The sequence below is a fragment of the Amycolatopsis cihanbeyliensis genome (genome assembly GCF_006715045.1).
In the GTDB taxonomy this organism is placed as follows: domain Bacteria; phylum Actinomycetota; class Actinomycetes; order Mycobacteriales; family Pseudonocardiaceae; genus Amycolatopsis; species Amycolatopsis cihanbeyliensis.
In genome coordinates this window covers 2,180,513-2,199,991 of the sequence record NZ_VFML01000001.1, presented here as the reverse complement: position 1 = coordinate 2,199,991, position 19,479 = coordinate 2,180,513, and the positions used below count along the sequence as shown (strand labels likewise).

General features: G+C 69.0%; 16 protein-coding genes and 1 pseudogene. 5 read left to right on the top strand and 12 right to left on the bottom strand.

Going from position 1 to position 19,479, the window contains the following annotated elements; all coding sequences use genetic code 11:
• Positions 1-106: 106 nt before the first annotated feature.
• A complete protein-coding gene (locus FB471_RS09605) occupies positions 107-466 on the top strand; it encodes a DUF6463 family protein (protein WP_211358000.1) in 360 nt (119 codons plus the stop codon).
• Here the strand turns inward: FB471_RS09605 and FB471_RS09600 are convergent.
• Positions 463-3,099, bottom strand: a complete 2,637-nt coding sequence (locus FB471_RS09600; RefSeq protein WP_211357999.1) for a glycosyl hydrolase 2 galactose-binding domain-containing protein — start codon at positions 3,097-3,099, stop codon at positions 463-465. The genes FB471_RS09605 and FB471_RS09600 overlap by 4 nt on opposite strands.
• Positions 3,100-3,378: 279 nt before the next feature.
• The gene (locus FB471_RS09595; protein WP_246076321.1) at positions 3,379-3,756 is read right to left on the bottom strand and encodes a hypothetical protein; all 378 of its coding nucleotides are present in this window, start codon (positions 3,754-3,756) and stop codon (positions 3,379-3,381) included.
• A 321-nt stretch (positions 3,757-4,077) separates the two neighbouring features.
• On the opposite strand from FB471_RS09595, the gene FB471_RS35670 reads away from it, so the two are divergent.
• On the top strand, positions 4,078-4,815 hold the full coding sequence (locus FB471_RS35670; protein ID WP_211357998.1) for a DUF4262 domain-containing protein: 738 nt from the start codon (positions 4,078-4,080) through the stop codon (positions 4,813-4,815).
• 29 nt (positions 4,816-4,844) lie between these two features.
• Here the strand turns inward: FB471_RS35670 and FB471_RS09580 are convergent, their stop codons facing one another.
• The 7 genes and pseudogenes from FB471_RS09580 to FB471_RS09555 all read right to left on the bottom strand — a co-directional run bounded on the left by FB471_RS09580 (position 4,845) and on the right by FB471_RS09555 (position 9,406).
• A complete protein-coding gene (locus FB471_RS09580) occupies positions 4,845-5,891 on the bottom strand; it encodes a DNA polymerase IV (protein ID WP_141997021.1) in 1,047 nt (348 codons plus the stop codon).
• Positions 5,892-5,986: 95 nt separating this feature from the next.
• A complete protein-coding gene (locus FB471_RS09575; protein ID WP_141997019.1) occupies positions 5,987-6,394 on the bottom strand; it encodes a cold-shock protein in 408 nt (135 codons plus the stop codon).
• Positions 6,395-6,503: 109 nt separating this feature from the next.
• Entirely contained in the window at positions 6,504-6,902 is a 399-nt protein-coding gene (locus FB471_RS35900; protein ID WP_425457117.1) for a hypothetical protein, read from the bottom strand.
• Positions 6,903-7,019: 117 nt separating this feature from the next.
• Positions 7,020-7,204, bottom strand: a pseudogene (locus FB471_RS35895) (styrene monooxygenase/indole monooxygenase family protein); the annotation flags it as partial.
• Positions 7,205-7,254: 50 nt separating this feature from the next.
• A complete protein-coding gene (locus tag FB471_RS09565; protein ID WP_141997016.1) occupies positions 7,255-7,884 on the bottom strand; it encodes a TetR/AcrR family transcriptional regulator in 630 nt (209 codons plus the stop codon).
• 54 nt (positions 7,885-7,938) lie between these two features.
• Entirely contained in the window at positions 7,939-8,727 is a 789-nt protein-coding gene (locus tag FB471_RS09560) for an oxidoreductase (protein WP_141997014.1), read from the bottom strand.
• A 91-nt stretch (positions 8,728-8,818) separates the two neighbouring features.
• On the bottom strand, positions 8,819-9,406 hold the full coding sequence (locus tag FB471_RS09555) for a TetR/AcrR family transcriptional regulator (RefSeq protein WP_141997012.1): 588 nt from the start codon (positions 9,404-9,406) through the stop codon (positions 8,819-8,821).
• A gap of 193 nt (positions 9,407-9,599) precedes the next feature.
• Between FB471_RS09555 and dnaE the strand changes: the two genes are divergently transcribed.
• From dnaE to FB471_RS09540, 3 genes are read left to right on the top strand one after another with little or no spacing between them, the layout of a single operon-like run.
• On the top strand, positions 9,600-13,181 hold the full coding sequence (dnaE, locus tag FB471_RS09550) for a DNA polymerase III subunit alpha (protein ID WP_141997010.1): 3,582 nt from the start codon (positions 9,600-9,602) through the stop codon (positions 13,179-13,181).
• 51 nt (positions 13,182-13,232) lie between these two features.
• The gene (wsfD, locus tag FB471_RS09545) at positions 13,233-14,663 is read left to right on the top strand and encodes a glycan biosynthesis hexose transferase WsfD (protein ID WP_141997008.1); all 1,431 of its coding nucleotides are present in this window, start codon (positions 13,233-13,235) and stop codon (positions 14,661-14,663) included.
• Positions 14,660-16,150 (top strand): MFS transporter, encoded by a 1,491-nt coding sequence (locus FB471_RS09540; protein ID WP_141997005.1) that lies wholly within the window; start codon positions 14,660-14,662, stop codon positions 16,148-16,150. The genes wsfD and FB471_RS09540 overlap by 4 nt, the downstream gene beginning before the upstream one ends.
• Before the next feature lie 340 nt (positions 16,151-16,490).
• On the opposite strand, the gene FB471_RS09535 is transcribed toward FB471_RS09540, so the two are convergent.
• The 3 genes from FB471_RS09535 to FB471_RS09525 all read right to left on the bottom strand — a co-directional run bounded on the left by FB471_RS09535 (position 16,491) and on the right by FB471_RS09525 (position 19,394).
• Positions 16,491-17,252: an SIR2 family NAD-dependent protein deacylase gene (locus tag FB471_RS09535; RefSeq protein WP_142001703.1), complete on the bottom strand. Its 762-nt coding sequence runs from the start codon at positions 17,250-17,252 to the stop codon at positions 16,491-16,493.
• Between the two features lie 15 nt (positions 17,253-17,267).
• Entirely contained in the window at positions 17,268-18,347 is a 1,080-nt protein-coding gene (locus tag FB471_RS09530) for a L,D-transpeptidase (protein ID WP_425457047.1), read from the bottom strand.
• A gap of 180 nt (positions 18,348-18,527) precedes the next feature.
• Complete coding sequence (locus FB471_RS09525; RefSeq protein WP_141997001.1) at positions 18,528-19,394, bottom strand: patatin-like phospholipase family protein; 867 nt, start codon at positions 19,392-19,394, stop codon at positions 18,528-18,530.
• Positions 19,395-19,479: the final 85 nt, after the last annotated feature.

Genomic DNA, 19,479 nt, shown 5'->3' with positions numbered 1-19,479 from the left:
GCCTTCGTTCGGATGACGCGCAGCAGCAGGCACCTCGGTTTCCCCGTACCGGGTTTGCTCGGCGACGCCGGTCGAACCCGGTGGGCAGCCGGGGTAGCCTGCTGGTGTGTTCCCCCGTTCTTCCGGTAAGCAGTTGCAGGTCCTTGGTTTCCTGCATGCCGGCGTCGGTGCCGTGCGCCACGGCAAGCCGCTCGCCGAGATAGCCCGTGCGAAGGTCGTCGGCGCCGTTCCCGATGAGGGCGAGCGGGCGACGGCCTTCTGGTTCATGGTCGCCGCCCCCATGCTGTGGCTGGGTGGGCGGCTGTTGTGCACCGCGGAGGAGACGGGCGACCTGCGCGCCCAGCGGGTCGCTGGCCGCCTACTGGTCGTGATCGGCGCCGTGGGTGCCGCCGCGAGGCCGGTCAGCGGGTTCTGGGCGCTGGCCGCCATCGGCCTCGAGGCGTTGCGCCGAGGCAAGCGAACCTAGCCTCGTGTGGGCACCGCGTTCAGCCCGCCGACCTCCACCGTGGGCCGCCCGCCCGCGTCCCGCGGCTGGTACGAGGCCCGCAGGGTGACCGACTCGCCGGGCCACAGCGACACGTAGTTGTCGCTCCAGGTGACCGGCAGCACCCGGGAGCCGTCCGGCTTGCGCAGGGTCGCCCGCACCGCGGGGGCAATCGTCTCGGAGGTGTTGCGCAGGGTCACCGTGGTACCCGCGTGCCCGGTGCGGGCGCGCACCTCGATGGCCGCGTCCGGGAGCTCTCCGAGGCCGCTCAGGTCGGCGTACTGGCTGACCGGCGTGTGGTACCAGCTCGACTCGTCCCAGTCCGGCACGTCCGGTCGGGTCGACAGCCAGTACGTGTTGCGGCTGAGTTCCCGTCCGTCCCTGGAGAGATCGAGCCGCACGAAGTAGGTGTCGGACAGGCCGGACAGTTCCGGCAGGGTGAGCACCTCGGTCACGTCCAGCGAGTCCACCGACACCCCGTGCCGCTCGGACCGATGCACGAGCGTCCCGTCCAGGTCGTACACCTCCGCGCGCACGGCCAGCCCGCGTGCCGGGTCTGAACCCCGGTCCACCACCACGACCGAACGGTCGTCGTAGGAGTACTGGACGTGCAGTGCCTCGTTCCCCTTCTTCGCGCCGAAGTAGGCGCCGCCGGGGTTCAGGTAGTAGTCGTAGAGATGCCAGTTCAGCGAGGGCCACGCGTTGTTCAGCATCCAGTAGACCAACCCGGTCGCCGGGCGCGGCGCGGTCATCCGGCGCGCGTAGGCCTCGAACTGTGCCCTGGTGTTCTCGTAGTTGGCCAGCTGTGCCTTCTCCGCGTAGTCGGCCAGCCCGGTCGGGGCGCCGTAGCGTTGCGCCAGCGCGGTGCTGAACAGTTCGAGGTTGTCGAACGGTGGGGTGCCACGCCCGGTGTGGAACTGCTGCGCCGCCGGATCCCGCCAGAGTTTCTCCCTTTCCTCGGGGGAGAGCATCCTGCGCAGACTGTCCACTGTGGGCACCGAGTGGCCCGCGCTCAGCTCGCCGGCGAAACCGAAAGCCGCGCCGAACCGGTTGCCGTACCAGTAGTTCGGCGGGACCCAGTCGTAGGGCCCCTCCATCTTCAGCCCGGACGGACCCAGCGGTTCGGGCGCGTTCCGCGAGGCCGCGGCCGGGATGACCGGGTTCGGCCAGCCGGCCTCTTCCAGCTCCGCCAGGTACATCCGCTGCACGTCCTCCGGCGGCGCGATATCGCTGCCGATCAGGAACGCGATCACGCTCGGATGGCTGCGCAGCACGCGTGCCTGCGCGGCCATCGAGTCGCGGGCGATGGGGTAGTCCTCTGCGGTCCATTCCTCCCCGCCCCAGCTGGTCCACGGCTCCCACTTGTCGCAACACTCCCAGCCGGTGAGCAGCATGATCCCGGTACGGTCGGCGATCTCGTAGAACTCCGGGGTCTCCAGCTTGCCCTCCAGCCGGATGGCGTTCAGCCCGAGGTCGCGGACATACCCGAGCTGCGCGCGCAGGCGTTCCGGCCGCGACCGCAGCAGCAGGTCGGAGGCCCAGCCCGCGCTGCGGATCTGCAGTTCCTTCCCGTTGACAAGGAACTGCCGGTCACCGGACTCGTTCAGCCTCGAATCCACCTCGCGGACACCGAAGGTCGTGCGGTCCCGGTCGGAAAGCCGGTATCCGGTCCACGCGGTGAGATCCAGCCGGTAGAGCGGCTGTTCCCCGAGCTGGGCAGGCCACCACACCCGTGGCTCACGCACGGTCACGCCGGGGAAGGCGACGGTGCGGGTCTCCCCGGCGCCCAACCGGACCTCCTTGCGCAGCCGGTGCGGTCCGATCCGGCCGCGCAGTACCACGTTCCGCGCCCACGTGGAGTTGTTCCGTACCTCGGCATGCGCGACCAGCCGAGCCGAGTCCATGCCCGGCAGCTCGAGGTCGGTGTGCACGTAGGAGCCGAGCAGGGTCACCGGGCCGGTCCGCACGAGCCGCACATCCCGCCAGATGCCCATGTTGTTGTCCGGGGCGGGCTGTGCCCAGTCGAGCCAGCTGATCGCGAAGTCCCTGTCCGGGTCGGAAGGGTGCACCCGGATGGCCAGCGCGTTGCGGCCCGGTCGCAGTAGCGGGCCGATGTCGAACTCGCCCGCGTTGTAGGTGCCGACGACCCCGCCGAGCGGGGTGCCGTTCAGCCACACGTCGGCGCGGGAGACCGCGCCGGGTATCCGCAGGAAGGTGTTGCGTTCCGGGCCGGCGGCGCGGAACTCGGTGCGGTACCACCACGGTACCGCGAAGTCCGCGCGGTCGACCTGATCGCGCATGTTGGTGGAGTGGAACAGGTTCGGGTAGTGCCCGTTCTGCACCAGCCCGGCCACGATCGTGGACCGGGGGGCGACCGGGTACCAGCCGGAGTTCCCGAAGTCTGGTTGCGAGATGCGTGCGCCTCCGGCCGCGAGCTCGGCCGAGGATCGGATGTGCCAGCCGGTGACGGTGCTGCCTTCGCCCATGGCTTTCGGCATGACGAGGCCTTCGGAGTCGCCGGTGGCGGCGGAGCCGGCGGCGACCGTGGCCGGTGTCAGCGTGAGGGCACACAGCACGGCGAGCAGCAGGGCGAGACGAGAGCGGAACGAGGCCATACCTGCTCCTCTGCGTGAGTCTTGTGCCTTATTCACATGTCGGTTGTCCAGGCCTGTCGTGCCCGTCGCCAACGCTGTGAGCCCGGTGAGCCGTGACAACCTTCTTGGTAAGGCAGCCTTAGTAAGGCATGTTTCCTAACCTTGCCAAGATTTCACATCTGACCGTATTGGTCTAGACGTCATCGGCGAACGGCTCGCCGGTCGGCTCGGGTGACGAGGCGCGCGGTCGACGAACCGTCCACGGATCGTGACCGGGTCCGGAACCCACACCGGGGAGGCTCAGCGGTTCTCCGGCAGCGACAGGGTGCCCAGTGCGGCACTGACCTCGGACAGTCGCGCGGGCCACCGGCCGGTGACCACCTTCCACGCCGCGCGCAGGGACACCTGCTCGGCCAGCACCAGGATCGGACCCCGTCCCCAGTTGCTCGCCACCACCGTGCCGGTCCGGTCGGGCTCGCCGGGGCCGGGTGCCCCACCCGGCAGAAACTCGACGGTGAGCGAGGAACCGGTGCCCACCAGATCGTCCCGGACTCCGGTCATCGCGGCATGGTAGGCGCGCAGCGCGTTGCGCTCGTAGGCGTCCGCCGGTACCGGACAGTCCGGGTAGGCGGCGTTGTACGCCTCCGCCGAGGTGAAGCGCGGCAGGTGCTGATCCACGGAGCGGATCCTACCGAACCGACCCGGTGGTGGTCCGGCATATGCCGCAGCGGGCGGTACGACGGCGGCGCCGTTTTTCGCCCGATCGGGTTTCGCTCACCCGTTCGTCCGCCTTCCATGCGGCGATCGGGTCAGCCCGCGTCGGCAATCCCGCCCGGATTCCCTCTTCCGTGAGACTGCCGCGCGCCGCCTATGACGTTCTGTGGCTGCCGCTCGTTCGCCCCGCTCACCGTCCGGCACGTGTTGTCGGACCCGCACCGCACAGTGGTCGGCACAAGCTGCCGGTACGAGTGGCCGGCGTTCGACCATGAGGAGGACCTTATGTGCTGGGCCTGCGACAACCCCGACAAGACCACCCGCGACTACCTCGAGGTGCTGCGCGGCATCATCGCCCGATCCGGCTGGGCGGTGCAGGGCGTCGAACCCGGCCGGATCCATCCACCGTGGGCCTACACGGTGGGATTGACCGAGCTGGACAGACCCGAGCTCGTGGTCACCGGCCTGCCCCTGCACCAGTGCCACGAGCTGCTCAACGATGCCGCCCACCATCTCCTGCACACCGGCACGCCGCCACCCGGCGAGCAGCTCCGGCTTCCCGGCCGCCCACCGCTCGTCGAGGTCGTCGAGCTTCCCGAGCCGAGTGCGCACCTGAACATGGCCATCGCGATGTATAGACGCGGGGTGCGTGCGCTGCAGCTGGTGCACCCGGATATCCGCGGCCGGTGGCCATGGGACCGCGGCTACCGCGGTGGCGACGGCGGTCAACCCGTGCTCGGCCCTCGGAGTACCCCGCCCGTTCGGCGGCACGGAACGGGCGGCGAGCCGGGCCCGCCGGCCGAACGGCCCGGAACCGACTTTCCGGACGAGCTGAGTACCCCGGCGCTTCGAGCCCTGGTGGAAGCGGGATACCGCAGGCTGGCGGAGCTCGACGGTGTGCGTGAGGTGGAGATCACGCGGCTGCACGGCATGGGCCCGAAGGGAATCGACCGGCTGCGGGCGGCGCTGGCGGCGCACGGGATGTCCTTCGCCGAGACCGGCGGGAAGGGAGGTCGCGGCTGAGGGTGGCCGAATGAATCGGTCCCCGCCGCTCAGCCGGGGGCCGGCTCCTGCTCGCCGAACTCGGCACGCACGCCGAGCAGGCGCACCGGGCGGGTGTCCGCGAACCGGTCCAGCACCTCGAGCGCCGCACGTTCGATGGCCTCGGCGTCGCTGGCCGGCTCCGGGAGGGTGACGCTACGGGTCTGGGTGATGAACGGCGCGAACCGCACCTTCACCCCGACCCTGGCCGCGGGCCGGCCCTCCTCGGTCACGTCCCGTGCCACCCGCCGGGCCAGCGTGGCGACTTCCTTCTCGATCTCCGCTCGATCGACGAGGTTCTGCTGGAAGGTGGTCTCCCTGCTGCGGGATTTCGCCACCCACGGGGTGGCCGTGACCTCGGTGTCGCCCGCGCCCAGCGCGAGCGTGCGGTACCACGGGCCCATCGTCGGACCGAAGCGAGCGGCGAGCTCGGCCGGGTCGGCCCTGGCCAGTTGGCCCACCGTGGTCAGGCCGAGCTCGGTCAGTTTGGCCGTGGTCCTGCGGCCGATGCCCCACAAGGCGTCGACCGGCCGCCCGGCCATCACGGCGCCCCAGTTGTCCCTGGTCAGCCGGTAGGTCCCAGCCGGCTTGGCGAAGCCGGTGGCGAGCTTGGCGCGCAGCTTGTTGTCCCCGATTCCCACCGAGCAGGACAGCTCGGTCTCCTCGGTGACGGCTCGCCGGATGTCCGCGGCCAATCTCTCCGGATCCGTGGTGCGTGCACCGAGGAACGCCTCATCCCAGCCGAGTACCTCGACGATCACCGGGAAACCACGGAGGGTCGCCATGACCTGTTCGGAGGCCTCTTCGTAAGCCTCCGGATCGGTGGGCAGGAACACCGCGTCCGGGCAGCGCTTGGCTGCCGTCCGCAGTGGCATCCCGGAGTGGACGCCGAACTCGCGGGCCGCATAGGAGGCCGTGGCCACCACCGCCCGCTGGGTCGGGTCACCCGCACCACCGACCACCACTGGCCGTCCGCGCAGCTCAGGCCTGCGACCGATCTCGACCGCCGCGATGAACTGGTCGAGATCGACGTGCAGTACCCAGTCCGGAATGGACACGCCACCAGTATGCGCCGGCCGTGCCGTTTCCGCGCCTGGGTGGCCACCTTCGGCGACTGCGCCTGGGCCGAGTCAGTGGTCGGGGTGCGTGCCGCTCAGGACTCGAGCCAGTTGTGTGCCCTGGCCAACTCGATCAAGCGCTGCCGCAGCTGGATGATCTGGGCCGCGGTGAGCGAGGGCACCGACTCCAGCAGCGTTTCCGTCAACTCCTGCCGAAACTCGCTGGTGGAGAGCACATCGCACAACCCGTCATCGTCCTCGCGGGAGGCGGTTTCCCGCCGTACCGCCGCGCTCGGCGCCCGGTCCACGATCGTGACCTCGGAGGCCTTCAAACCTCGGCCACTGTCCTCGATCTGGAACTCGACCGTCGTACCCGGCTGAAACAGATACTTCTCATCGCGAAGGTCGTTCGCGTGCATGAACACGTCTTCGCCGCCCTCATGCGGCGCGATGAACCCGTAGCCGCGAACCTCGTCGAACCGCAGAATTTTACCTGTAGTCACCACTAGCACCTCAGTACCTCTACTACCGCTTACCGCGGCCAGGGTAGCGCACCGAAGGGCCGGGAACAGCCGGTTCGGCCGACCCGGCTCGCCGGCCGAAACCAGGATTTCACACGCTGGCCAGGTACGCGGCCGCCTTGTCCGGGTCGAGGAACCAGTGCTGGAAGCCCGAAGGATCACCGAACCGGTTGGCGAACCGGGCGACCACCGCCGGCTTGCCCGCGGTCGCGCCGAGGATCTCCAGCACGCGGGGCGGCGGCCGCAGCATGGCATCGGTCCAGGTGGTGACGTGCCGCGCGTAGCTCCAGCAGGAGTCGAAGGCGGACCGCATCCATTGCCGGTCGAACGGCTGATCCCCGCGGGCGACAACGGAGTCCAGGTAGGACGCGGCGCGCCGGGCGGCGTTGTTGGAGCCCTGGCCGGTGATCGGGTCGTTGGCCACCACCACGTCGGCCATACCGAGCACCGCGTGCCCGGAGGGCAGCTCACCTACCGCGTCCCGTACCACCGGGGTGTACCCGCCGGCGAGGGTCGCCCGCTCGTCGGTGAGCTCGACCTCGGTACGGCGGTCGTACTCCCACGGCAGGTACTGCTTGATCAGGTCCAGGATGCGCCGCAGGTGCTCCTTCGGCTCCGGCCGATCCGACCAGCGGTCCAGGGGCCGCAGGGGATACCTTCGAAGAACAGGATGTCGCAGGTCCCGCTGAGCGTGTAGGTCGGGATCATGGACAGCTCCCCGACCTCGGGAATGATGTTGAACCGCACCGCGGAGTGGTCGGGGTGCTCGGGCCGTGGCCCGAGACCGTGCATGTAGGCAAGGATGTCCACGACGGGCACACGTTTGGTCGCTCGCCGTTGTGTTATCCCGCCGTTACTCCCGGCGTTCGCAGCCTACCGGCCAGCGCGGACAGGTGTTCGGTCAGCATCCGTTGTGATCGTTGCCGGACCTCGCCGAGCAATGCCGTCGATCCGCCGGTCATCAGGCCGAGACCGCCGATCAGCACGAGCAGCCGCTCCAGTTCGTGCTCCACGTCGGCGTCCGTGGGGATCTCCCGGTCCGCGATCGCCTCGGTGAAGCCGTGCCGCAGCCACCCACGCAGTGCCCCGTATCCCGCCTCGCCGCCTTCCCGTGCCGTGTTCTGGTGTGCGGGTCGATGTCCCCAGAACGCGAGCCAGACCGTCCAGGTGTCCAGCCGGTCCTGGTCGCCGGGTACGAGCGCCTGCGCGGTCGCCGCCACCGCCTCCAGCCCGCGCTTTCCCGTGCAGGCTGCGCCGATCCGCTCCGCGGCCCGCCGGTTGTTGTAGCGCAGCACTGAGCCGAGTACCTCCGCCTTGTCGGTGAAGTAGTGGGTGACCGAACCGGTGGAGACGCCTGCCTCCTCCGCGATCCCGCGCATGGTCGTCGCCTGCGCGCCCTGCCTGGCGACCAGCCGCCAGGCGGCCGCGATGATCCGCCTGCGGCCTTCCGGGTCGCGGGTACGTCTGGGCATCCGTGCCAAACTCCTACTGTTCGGTAACTTCGTCAAGGGGTTCCCACCCGGTGGTCACACGGTCTTCAGTACCCCGCCGTCCACCCGGTGGTCGGTGCCGGTGATGTTTCCCGCGTGCGGGGAGGCGAGGAACGCGATCAGCGCCGCGGTCTCCTCCGGTTCGGCGAGCCTGCCGGTGGTGATGCCCATGCGCTCCGGCAGGCCGGCCAGGAACTGCTCGAGGTCGAGCCCCGCCTCGCGGGCGAGGTCGGCGGCCATGCCGTCCGGGGCCTCCCAGTTCCGGGTGCGGGTCGGCCCCGGACTCACGGTGACCACCCGCACGCCCCGCGGCCCGAGTTCCTCGGCGAGCGCCTTGCCGACGTTGTTCAGCGCGGCCTTCGCGGCGCCGTACTCGATCGGCGGGTGGGCGAACCGGGCGCCGATCGAGGAGATATTGATGATCACACCCCGCCGCTCGACGATGCTGGGCAGGGCTGCCCTGGTGACCCGCACCGCGCTGAGCAGGTTCAGTTCCAGCGCCCGCTGCCACTCGGTGTCCCCGATGGAGGCGAAACCCTCGTCGTGCGCGATGCCCTTGCGGACGCCGCCGAGGTTGTTCACCAGGATGTCGATCCCGCCCAGTGCCGCCATGGCCCGGTGGACGAGCTCCGCGGGCCCGTCCGTGGTCACCAGATCCACCGGGACGGCCGTGCTGCCGGGGATCCCGACCAGTTCCGGTGGCGCGGTGCGAGCCGCGGCCGCCACCCGTACGCCCTCCGTGGTCAGCCTGCGGACGGTGGCCAGTCCGATACCCTTGCTGGCCCCGGTGACCACGGCCGTCCTGCCCTCCAGATGAAGATCCACAACGCGTATCCTTTCTTGAACTATAATTACAGAATTTGGGCAACAAGATGGGGCGACGAGTCCTTGCTGTTCGCGGTCGGCGACGGGGTCGTCAGTCCGGTCGCAGGGAGCGCATGGCCAGGTCGGCCAGGCCGGTCAGCCGCCGCGCGTCCGGCTCGGCCTTGGCGAGCACCCTGATGCCGTTGGTCACGGTCAGCAGGTACCCGGCCGCGGTCGCCGGGTCCAGGTCCCCGGCGAACTCACCGGCCCGCTGCCCCTCCTCGATGGTGCTACGCAGGGCGGCTTCCTGGCGTTCGAACGACCTGCGCACCAGGTGGTTCACCGCCTCGTCCCGGTCGCCGAACTCCACCGCCGCGTTCGTGGCCATGCAGCCTCGGCGCTGCTCGTCCTGCCGGGCCGCTTCCAGGACCAGGGTCAGCGCGGACCGCACGCGGGCGGCGGGCGACCCCGAGCCGTCCAGGAGCTTGATCAGCCGGTCGGTCTCCCGCTCGTGGTAGCGGCGCAGCGCGAGCTGGTAGAGCTCGTGCTTGCTGTGGAAGGCGTTGTAGAGGCTGCCGCGGCCGATGCCGAGCGCGTCCACCAGGTCCTGCGGGCTGGTGTTCGCGTAACCCTTGGTCCAGAACACCTCCATCGCACTGTCCACGGCGGCCTCCGGTTCGAAGCTCTTGGTGCGGGCCATGTCCGGAGGCTACAGTTATTGGAACTGAAGGTCAAATACCAGTGGATCTTCCCGGTTTCCGGCGTGGTCACTGGCACGGTCGCCCGCCCGGGGTCAGGATGGGACCCGCGTCCGCTCGCGGTCGCCACACGGCTAGGCTGGCAAGCCCGGCTGAGTGGGGTCGATTGATCAACATCAGGGGAGGTTTTTGCTGGTGTCGAGCGATTCATTCGTTCACCTGCATGTGCACACCGAGTACTCGATGCTCGACGGTGCGGCCAAGATCGCCCCGTTGTTCACCGAGGCGTCCCGGTTGGGGATGCCCGCGGTGGGGATGACCGATCACGGGAACATGTACGGGGCGGACCAGTTCTATCAGGAGGCGCGCAAGACCGGCATCAAGCCGATCATCGGGATCGAGGCGTATATCGCGCCGGAGAGCCGGTTCCACAAGAAGCCGGTGTTCTGGGGGCAGAGCAGCCAGCGGGGCGCGGACGAGTACGGCGAGGGTGGCGACGTCTCCGGTGGAGGTTCGTATACGCATATGACGATGCTGGCGGAGAACGCGACGGGGTTGCGGAATCTGTTCAAGCTGTCGTCGTTGGCGTCGATGCAGGGGTACTACCGCAAGCCGCGGATGGATCGGGAGTTGATCGCGGAGAACGCGGCGGGGATTATCGCGACAACGGGGTGCCCTTCGGGTGAGGTGCAGACGCGGTTGCGGTTGGGGCAGAAGAAGGAGGCGTTGCAGGCGGCTTCCGATTACCGGGATATTTTCGGGAAGGACAATTTCTTCCTTGAGTTGATGGATCATGGGTTGCCGATTGAGCGGTCGGTGCGTGAGGGGTTGCTGGAGATCGGGCGGCAGTTGGGGTTGACGCCGTTGGCGACGAACGATTCGCATTATGTGACGAAAGACCAGGCGGATTCGCATTCGGCGTTGTTGTGTGTGCAGTCGGGGAAGACGTTGAATGATCCGAACCGGTTCAAGTTCGACGGGGATGGGTATTATCTGAAGTCGTCGGCGGAGATGCGGGAGTACTGGGATTCCGAGGTTCCGGGCGCGGCGGATGCGACCCTGCTGGTGGCGGAGCGGGTGTCCTCGTACGAGGAGGTGTACGCGCACCGGGATCGGATGCCGAGGTTCACGGTGCCCGCGGGGCACGACGAGGCGTCCTGGTTGCATCACGAGGTGCTGCGGGGGTTGGAGTGGCGGTTCCCCGAGCGGGTGCCGGAGGGGTATGTGGACCGGGCGGAGTTCGAGCTCGGGGTGATCGCGCAGAAGGGCTTCCCCTCCTACTTCCTCGTGGTGGCCGACCTGATCAACTACGCCCGTAGTGTGGACATCCGGGTCGGCCCCGGCCGGGGTTCGGCCGCCGGTTCGCTGGTGGCCTACGCGCTGGGTATCACCAACCTGGACCCGATCCCGCAGAAGCTGCTGTTCGAGCGGTTCCTGAACCCGGAACGAGAGTCGATGCCGGATATCGACATCGACTTCGACGACCGTCGGCGTGGCGAGATGGTGCGGTATGCCACCGACAAGTACGGGGCGGACCGGGTGGCGCAGGTGATCACCTTCGGCACCATTAAGACCAAGGCAGCGATCAAGGACGCCGCGCGGGTGCAGTACGGGCAGCCGGGTTACGCGATCGCGGACAAGATCTCCAAGGCGCTCCCGCCCCCGATCATGGCCAAGGACATTCCGCTTGCCGGGATCGTGGATCCGGAGCACGAGCGGTATGCCGAGGCGGCCGAGGTGCGGTCGTTGATCGAGACCGACGAGGAGGTCTCGACGATCTTCAACACCGCGCGGGGCCTGGAGGGACTGATCCGCAACGCCGGGGTGCACGCCTGCGCGGTGATCATGTCCTCGGAGCCGTTGCTGGAGGCGATCCCGCTGTGGCAGCGGGACGACGGGGCGATCATCACCGGCTGGGACTATCCGTCCTGCGAGGCCATCGGCCTGCTGAAGATGGACTTCCTCGGCCTGCGCAACCTGACCGTCATCGGCGACGCCATCGACAACATCAGGGCCAACCGCGGCGAGGAGATCGACCTCGACCGGCTCGGTATGGACGACGCGGAGTCCTACAAGCTACTCGGGCGCGGCGACACGCTCGGTGTGTTCCAGCTCGACGGCGGGGCGATGCGAGACCTGCTGCGCCGCATGCAACCCACCGGCTTCGACGACATCGTCGCCGTGCTCGCGCTGTACCGGCCCGGCCCGATGGGCATGAACGCCCACAACGACTACGCCGACCGGAAGAACGCCCGGCAGGAGATCAAGCCGATCCATCCCGAGCTGGCGGATCCGCTGCGGGAGATCCTGTCCGACACCCATGGTCTGATCGTCTACCAGGAACAGATCATGCAGATCGCGCAGCGGGTCGCCGGCTACTCCATGGGTCGTGCGGACGTGCTGCGCCGGGCGATGGGCAAGAAGAAGAAGGAAGTCCTGGAGAAGGAGTTCGAGGGCTTCCAGGCCGGCATGCGGGCCAGCGAGCTGGTTCCCGGTGGCTTCTCCGACGAGGCCATCCAGGCGCTGTGGGACACGATCCTTCCGTTCGCCGGGTACGCGTTCAACCGCAGTCACGCCGCGGGCTACGGCCTGATCGCGTACTGGACGGCGTACCTGAAGGCGAACTACCCGGCCGAGTACATGGCGGCGTTGCTGACCTCGGTGGGGGACAACAAGGACAAGTCCGCGGTCTACCTCTCCGAGTGCCGCCGGCTGGGCATCAAGGTGCTGCCCCCGGACGTGAACGAGTCGGCCCTGCGCTTCTCCGCGGTCGGCGACGACATCCGCTTCGGTCTCGGCGCCGTGCGTAACGTCGGTGCCAACGTGGTCGAATCGGTCCTCTCCACCCGCGCCGAGAAGGGTAAGTACTCCTCCTTCACCGATTTCCTGGACAAATCCGAGCTGGTGGCCTGCAACAAACGCGTCATCGAATCCCTGATCAAGGCAGGCGCCTTCGACTCGCTCGGCAACACCCGCCTTTCCATGGTGCAAGCCCACGAGGAAGCCGTCGAGGCCGTCGTCCCGCTCAAACGCCAGGAAGCGATGGGCCAGTTCGACCTCTTCGGCGGCGGCAGCGACGACACCGCCGATACCGCCGGCGGCAGCTCCCCGCTGGCGCACCTGAAGTTCGGCGAGGAGGAATACCCGCGCAAACAACTCCTCGGCTACGAACGCGAAATGCTCGGCCTGTACGTCTCCGCCCATCCCCTGGACGGGGCCGAACGCATCCTTCGCAAACACGCCCCCAAACCCATCGCCGCGATCCTGGCCGACCCACCCAAAGAGGGCGAGATCGTGGTCTCCGGGCTGATCACCGCCCTGGAACGCAGGGTGAACAAGAAGGGTGAACCCTGGGCCATCTGCACCGTGGAGGACCTGGACGCCGCGCTGGAAGTCCTGTTCTTCCCCAAGGCCTACGCCATCTACGCCGCCGATCTGGCCGAGGACAACGCCGTCGTGGTCAAGGGCCGAGTCAACTGGCGCGAGGACAAGATGTCCGTCTTCGGCGCCGGGCTGGTCCCCCTCGACCTCAGCGACATCGACACCGGCGAGGACGAACCACCCCTCATGCTCCTGGCCGCCGCCGACAAACTCGACCACTCCGTGGTCAGTGAGCTCAAACAGACCCTCCTCGCGCACAAAGGCGACACCCAGGTCCACCTCAAACTCGTCGGCAGGCAACGGCAGACGGTGTTCGCGCTGTACGACTACCCGGTCAAGGTCTCCTCGATGCTGATGGGCGAACTCAAGGGCATCCCGGGCATCACGGCCAGCTGACGCCACCCGGTCGGGTGAAGGTCCCGCGGCGGTCCCGCTACCCTGTAGCGGATGTACAAGGGGAGTACGCGCTTCGGGCTGGGCTTGTACGGCGTGTCGTTGGCCGTGCTACTCCTGCGGTTCCTGGTGCCGCGGCCGGTCGGCATGGCGGACAACGGTGACGGCTGGAGGCTGCTGTGCCAGCTCGGCGGCAACGGATCGGACCGGCCTTTGGAGGACGTGGTCCGGTTCGTCTATCCGCCCGTACAGAGCTGCCGGAGCGACTACGTGTCCAGCCAGCTCTGGCTGGACACCCTCGCCCAGCGGATCGGTCACCTGCTCGGCGACAACGCCGCGCTGAACCTGATCGTGGTCGGCGTGTTGTGCAGCGTCATCGCCGCCGCCGGGGTCACGTTCGTCGCACTCGGCCTGCCGCTGTCGCGGCCGCAGCAGGCCACCTTCGCCGCGCTGCTGCTGCTCCTGGTCGCGGACTCGGCCTTCTTCGGCTACTTCGCCTCGGTTCTCAGCGAGAGCGCGGCCTTCCTCGGCATCCTGCTGCTCGTGGCCGGGCTGCTGCTGATCCAGCGGACCGGACGGTGGCGTTACCTGGGGCTCGCCCTCACGCTCTCCGGTGCGCTGATCGGGGCCAACGCCAAGGCACAGACCCTGCTCCTGCTGCCGGTGCTGGGGCTCGCCCTGCTGCTGATGCGCAAACACGGCCGCGGGATCGTCGCACGTTGGGCGTTGCCGGTGGTCGCCATGGTGCTGGCCACCGGCGGCACCGTCGCCGTGCAACTGAGCGGGAACCCGGCAGGCGACGAGTGGCGGGAGGCCAACGCCTATCACGCGATCTTCCACAACATTCTCGACGGCGACCACGACACCGAGGCTGATCTCGCCTACCTGGGCTTGCCCCCTTCGTACGCGCGCTATATCGGCACCGAGTGGTGGGGTCCCGTGGTGGCGAAGCGGGATCCCACCTACCCCGAATACCGTGCGCAGATCAGCAGGCGCAACGTCGCCAGGTACTACCTCGAACACCCGGGCCGTACGGTGGAGATCCTGCACGAGGGAGCGCGTGACCTGCTGACCGCGCGACCGGACAACCTCGGCAGCTTCGGCGAGGACGCGGGCATGCCCCCGAAGGCGCAGGAGTACCGCGTTCCGGTGTGGTCCGGCCTGCTGGGCCTTGTCGCGCCACTCGGGCTGTTCTTCCTCGTTCCGGTGTGGGCGCTGGTCGCGGCCGGCGCGCTGCGGGCATGGCGCGCCCGCCGGGACCTGGCGGTGGTGACGCTGTTCGTGCTCGGCTCCGCGCTGGGGCAGTTCCTGGTGGCCGCGCTCGGGGAAGGCATCGAGGGCGTCAAGCATCAGGTGATCGCGTTGTTCTGCACGGTGCTCGCCGTGATCATGGCGGGCGCGACCTGGACGGCCACCCGGAAGCGGGCCGAGCCCGACGACACCGTGTCGCGGGACGTCAGGGCGGGCATGACGATGGTGGAATGACCAGCCGCCAGGATGCCTGCCGCGACGCGGCCGGCGTCGAGCCCGATCCGCGCCGATGGAAGGCACTGGCGGTCACCCTCGTCGCGGGGTTCATGAGCCTGCTCGACGTGAGCATCGTGAACGTGGCGCTGCCCTCTATCCAGCGCGGGCTGGACGCGACCAGCGGCGAGGTGCAATGGGTGGTGTCCGGCTACGCGCTGACCTTCGGGCTGATGCTCGTCTCCGGTGGCCGGCTCGGGGACGCGCTCGGCAGGCGCCGGATGTTTCTCATCGCGCTGAGTTCCTTCGTGCTGACCAGCGCGCTGGCCGGGGCCGCGCCGGACGAGGCCACCCTGGTGCTGGCCCGGCTGTTGCAGGGTTTCGCCGCGGGCATGCTCACCCCGCAGAACACCGGCCTGATCCAGGACCTCTTCCGCGGCGCGGAACGTGGCAAGGCCTTCGGGCTGTTCGGTGCGACGGTCGGCATCTCCACCGCGGTCGGGCCGGTGCTCGGTGGCCTGATCATCGCCGGGTTCGGTGAGCAGGACGGGTGGCGCTGGGTCTTCTTCGTCAACATCCCGATCGGCGCCGTGGCCCTGCTGCTGGCGGCCAGGCTGTTGCCCCCGGCCGGGCCACGTCGCCGCCGCCTGCGCACCGAGATCGACCTGCTCGGCATGGTGCTGCTGGGGCTGGCGGTGCTGGGAGTGCTGCTGCCGCTGGTGCAGTCCGAACAGGGTGGGCTGAGCAGGCTGTGGTGGATGTTCCCGCTCGCCGCGGTCTTCGGTTTCGCCTTCGTGTGCTGGGAGCGGCACCGGGTGCGGCGGGAGCGCCCTCCGCTGCTCGACCCCCGGCTGTTCACCAGGACACCCGGGTACGCGACCGGTGCCTCGCTCGGCGCGATGTACTTCTGCGGGTTCGCCGGGATCTGGCTGGTCTTTGCCCTGTTCTTCCAGCAGGGCCTTGGCTACTCCCCGCTGGAGTCCGGGCTCGCGGTCACCCCGTTCGCGGTCGGTTCGGCGGCCTCGGCCGCCGTGGCCGGGCGGCTGGTCGCCCGCTGGCGGCGCAGGCTCACCGTCACCGGGTTGGCGCTGGTCGGCATCGGACTGGCCACGGTCGCGCTGATCGTGCTGCTCGTGCCCGCGGACAGCGAGGGCGCGGCGGTGGCGCTGCCGTTGCTGGTGGCCGGGATCGGCGGCGGGATGGTGATCTCCCCGAACACCACGTTGACCCTGGAACGCGTACCCCCGGAACTGGCCGGGGTCGCCGGCGGGGCGCTGCAGACGGGGCAGCGGATCGGGACGGCGATCGGTACGGCCGTGCTCGCCTCGGTGTTCCACGCGGTGGCGGCCGAGGGTCGGTTTCCGGCGGCGCTCTCGGCCGCGATGCTGTGCGCCGTCGCCTTCGTCGGCTGCGCCTTCGTGCTCGCGGTGCTCGAGCTGCGTCGCGAACCTCACCGGAGCCACGCGAAGATAACACAGAAAGTCACCGCGTCTAGTCCATTCGAGTGATAAGCCGGGAAAAGTGCTGGCATTACTGAGAGCTACCAGGTAGACCTTAGGCAGCCTTCAATGCGGAAGTTTGGCTACCCAGAGTCGTGATTCGGTCCACAGCCCAGGGGACGGGGCGGACATGGGCCGGAACCTTCGAGATCCGGAAAGTTCTCGGGACGGATACTCAGGGTCACCGTGCTGGACGGCGTCACCGGCGGCCGCGGGGGATCGACCGGCGGCGCTCGGCACGGTGTACGACCGGGTGGCCGACACAGCCGACGCATCGGAGGCGGCTACGCGGGTGGGCCCGGGCAGGGAGAGGGACCGGGCCCACCCCTCGCCGGGTCCCCGATCGCCGTCACGTCAGCGCCGGTAGCACCTCGCCGAGTGGCCCGCGCAGCACCGCGGCGGCGAAGGAGTCGTACGGGGTCTCGGCGGCGTTGCACACCACCACCGTCGCCCCGGCGCCCGCGGCCAACCCGACCAGGCCGGCCGCCGGCTGCACCGTCAGCGAGCTGCCCGCCACCAGCATCAGGTCCCCGGACTGGGCGGCGATCCGTGCCCGCTCCAGCACCTCCGCATCCAGCTCCTGGCCGAAGGAAATGGTGGCCGACTTGAGAATCCCGCCGCAGCTCGCGCACGGCGGGTCGGTCTCGCCCGCGGTCACCCGGTCAAGGGCTTCCCGCATGTCGCGGCGGTCGGCGCAGGTCAGGCACACGGTCTCGAACATGGTGCCGTGCAGCTCCAGTACCCGCTCCGGAGCGGAGCCGGCCTGGTGGTGCAGGCGGTCGATGTTCTGCGTGATGATCGAGTGCAGCCTGCCCTGCCGCTCCAGCCGTACCAGCGCCCGATGCGCGGTGTTCGGCGCGGCGTTCCACCCGGGGTGCGCCAACCGTGCCTGCCAGGTTTGCTCCCGGACCTCCTTGCTGCCGACGTAGGCCCGCAGGTTGGACATTCGCTCCGCGCCGGGGTCGCGGGTCCAGAGCCCGTTCGGGCCGCGGAAGTCGGGAATGCCGGAGTCGGTGGAGATCCCGGCACCGGTCATCGCGACGATGCGGCCGGCGCCGGCCACCAGCTCGCGCGCGTGGTCAAGGTCCTCGGCGGCGTCCATGGCCCCCATGATGCCTGTGGCCACCTACCGCAGGGCGGAACCTGCCTGCCACTCGGCCCAGGACAGCGACCAGTCGCCGTAGAGGTCCCATACCGGAAGTTCGGGACCGCCCGAGTTGACCACCTCCACCACGTCCCCGAGGCCGAGGTGGTCGAAGAACCAGGTGGCGTTCGCGGCGTCCAGGTTGATGCAGCCGTGCGAGACGTTCGTGTCGCCCTGCTGCCCGACGCTGTTCGGGTTCTCGTGCACGAACTCGCCGTCCGTGGAGATGCGCTGGGACCAGTGTTCCCGCGCGCGGTAGTAGCCGGGATCGCCCTGGCACACCCCGTAGGTGCAGGAGTCCATCGTGTAGTTCTCGTACTTCGCCGAGATCACGTGCGTACCGGAATGTGTCGGGGTGGCGTCCTTGCCCATGGAAATCGGCATGCTCTTGACCTGTTCCCCGTTGTGCACGATGCGCATCCGCTCGGTCGCACCATCGGCTTCGGCGATCCAGGAATCGTGCACACGGTATCTTTCCGTACGATCTCGGGCACCGTAGACACCGTTGCCGAAATCCACGCCGTAAATCTTCGCGTTCACCGTGAGTTCGGTGCCAGGCCGCCAGTACTCCTGCGGCCGGTAGTGCACGTTCCGGTCGTCGATCCAGTACCAGCCGCCCTGCTGTGCCGGCCGGGACACCACGGACAGTCGCCGCTCCACCGCGGCCCGGTCCTCGACCGGTTGGCTGAACTGGAACACGATCGGCTGGCCGACTCCGACCCCCGTTTCGCGGACCGACTCCGGTGCGGGGATCAGGTTCGGCTCCGCTTGCGCCCGCGGTGCGAGCGTGCTGATCTCGCCGTGTTGCTCGATCCGCTTTCCCCGGTCCCCGACGGCACTGGCGACCACCGTGTACCTGCTCGCGTAGCCGAGCGGCTCGGTCGCCGTCCACGCCGTTCCGTCCGGGGCCAGCGCGCCGTCGACCCGCGCGCCGGTACCGGCGTTGGTCATGGTGACCCCGGTGAGCTTGCCGTGCTCGGCTCGCACGGTGATCGGCGTGACCGGGTTGACGGCGGCCGTGCCGTCCGGCTCGATGGAAACGCGTACCGAACCTTCGGACACCGAATTCCTGCTCACCCCGACCGTGCAACCGGTTACGACGAGAACGCAGGCCGTCAGGCCCAAAAGTAATGCCCTCTTTGCAAACATTTGGTCTCTTTTTTGATTATTGAAGGACGTTTGCCAATAACGAAAATACGCGACGATCGGCGGTTGTGAAAATTGTCGGACCGTTGTTCGGCCTCAACGGGCGACCACGCCGGGGCCGCCGTACAAGCCCGGCCCGGCCACGCTGAGTGTGTCCAGGTAGGTGCCTGCGGCGCGGTAGGACTCCGCCATCAGCTCGTCGGTCCGGCTGAAGTCGAGCGGGCTCAGCCGGACCGGTGCCGGCCCCGGCAGGTACACCACGGGCGCCTCGGCCGCGACCACCGGCGCCTCCAGCACGGCCTGGTTGCGCATGCTGATCATCGCGGTGAACATCATCACCTCGGCGAAGGTCCGCGGTTCCGCCGGAAGACGCCCCGGGAACGCGCAGTCCAGCACCACCAGCGACCGCGCGCCCATCGCCAGTGCCTGGCGCATCGGGACGTTCGCCACCAGGCCGCCGTCGTAGTGCAGGGTTCCGGCATGCGGTACCGGCGGGTAGATCCCCGGGATGGCGCAGCTGGCCAGCAGCGCGGGCCGCAGCTCACCGGAGCGCAGCAGCACGGGCTCGCCGGTGTGCACGTCCGTGGTGACCACGCCGAGCGGGATCGTCAGATCCGCGAACCGGGTGTCCGCACCGAGGTGGTCGTCGACGATCGCGGCCAGTCCGGTGCTCGGGAACAGGTGTGTCCTGGTGTGCCGCAGGGTTCGCACCTGGCTGAATACCCCGCCGGGGAAGGCCTCGTCCCGGGTCATCCTCGCCCAGATCGCCTCCAGCCCGGTCGCGGGCCGTTCCCCGGTGAGCGCGAGGACAGCGCCGTTCAGCGAGCCGACCGAGGTTCCGACGACCAGGTCCGCGCCGATCCCGGCGTCGGCGAGCGCGCGCAGCATGCCGACCTGGATCGCGCCGAGGCTCCCGCCGCCGCCGAGCACGAACCCGACCGGTCGGGGTAGTTCCGGTGTCATCCGCGCTGTTCCCTTCTGGGCCCCTTCCGGCGGGATCGTACGTCCACCCGGCGTATCCAGCGCGGGCGACCGATCGGCTACCAGG

Bases quoted from the DNA above. Each gene is read 5' to 3' on its own strand.
- FB471_RS09540 (WP_141997005.1), top strand. From the start codon at position 14,660: ATGACCAGCCGCCAGGATGCCTGCCGCGACGCGGCCGGCGTCGAGCCC.
- FB471_RS09565 (WP_141997016.1), bottom strand. From the start codon at position 7,884: ATGCCCAGACGTACCCGCGACCCGGAAGGCCGCAGGCGGATCATCGCG.
- FB471_RS09555 (WP_141997012.1), bottom strand. From the start codon at position 9,406: ATGGCCCGCACCAAGAGCTTCGAACCGGAGGCCGCCGTGGACAGTGCG.
- FB471_RS09600 (WP_211357999.1), bottom strand. From the start codon at position 3,099: ATGGCCTCGTTCCGCTCTCGTCTCGCCCTGCTGCTCGCCGTGCTGTGT.
- wsfD (WP_141997008.1), top strand. From the start codon at position 13,233: ATGTACAAGGGGAGTACGCGCTTCGGGCTGGGCTTGTACGGCGTGTCG.
- FB471_RS35670 (WP_211357998.1), top strand. From the start codon at position 4,078: ATGTGCTGGGCCTGCGACAACCCCGACAAGACCACCCGCGACTACCTC.
- FB471_RS09535 (WP_142001703.1), bottom strand. From the start codon at position 17,252: ATGGGGGCCATGGACGCCGCCGAGGACCTTGACCACGCGCGCGAGCTG.
- FB471_RS09525 (WP_141997001.1), bottom strand. From the start codon at position 19,394: ATGACACCGGAACTACCCCGACCGGTCGGGTTCGTGCTCGGCGGCGGC.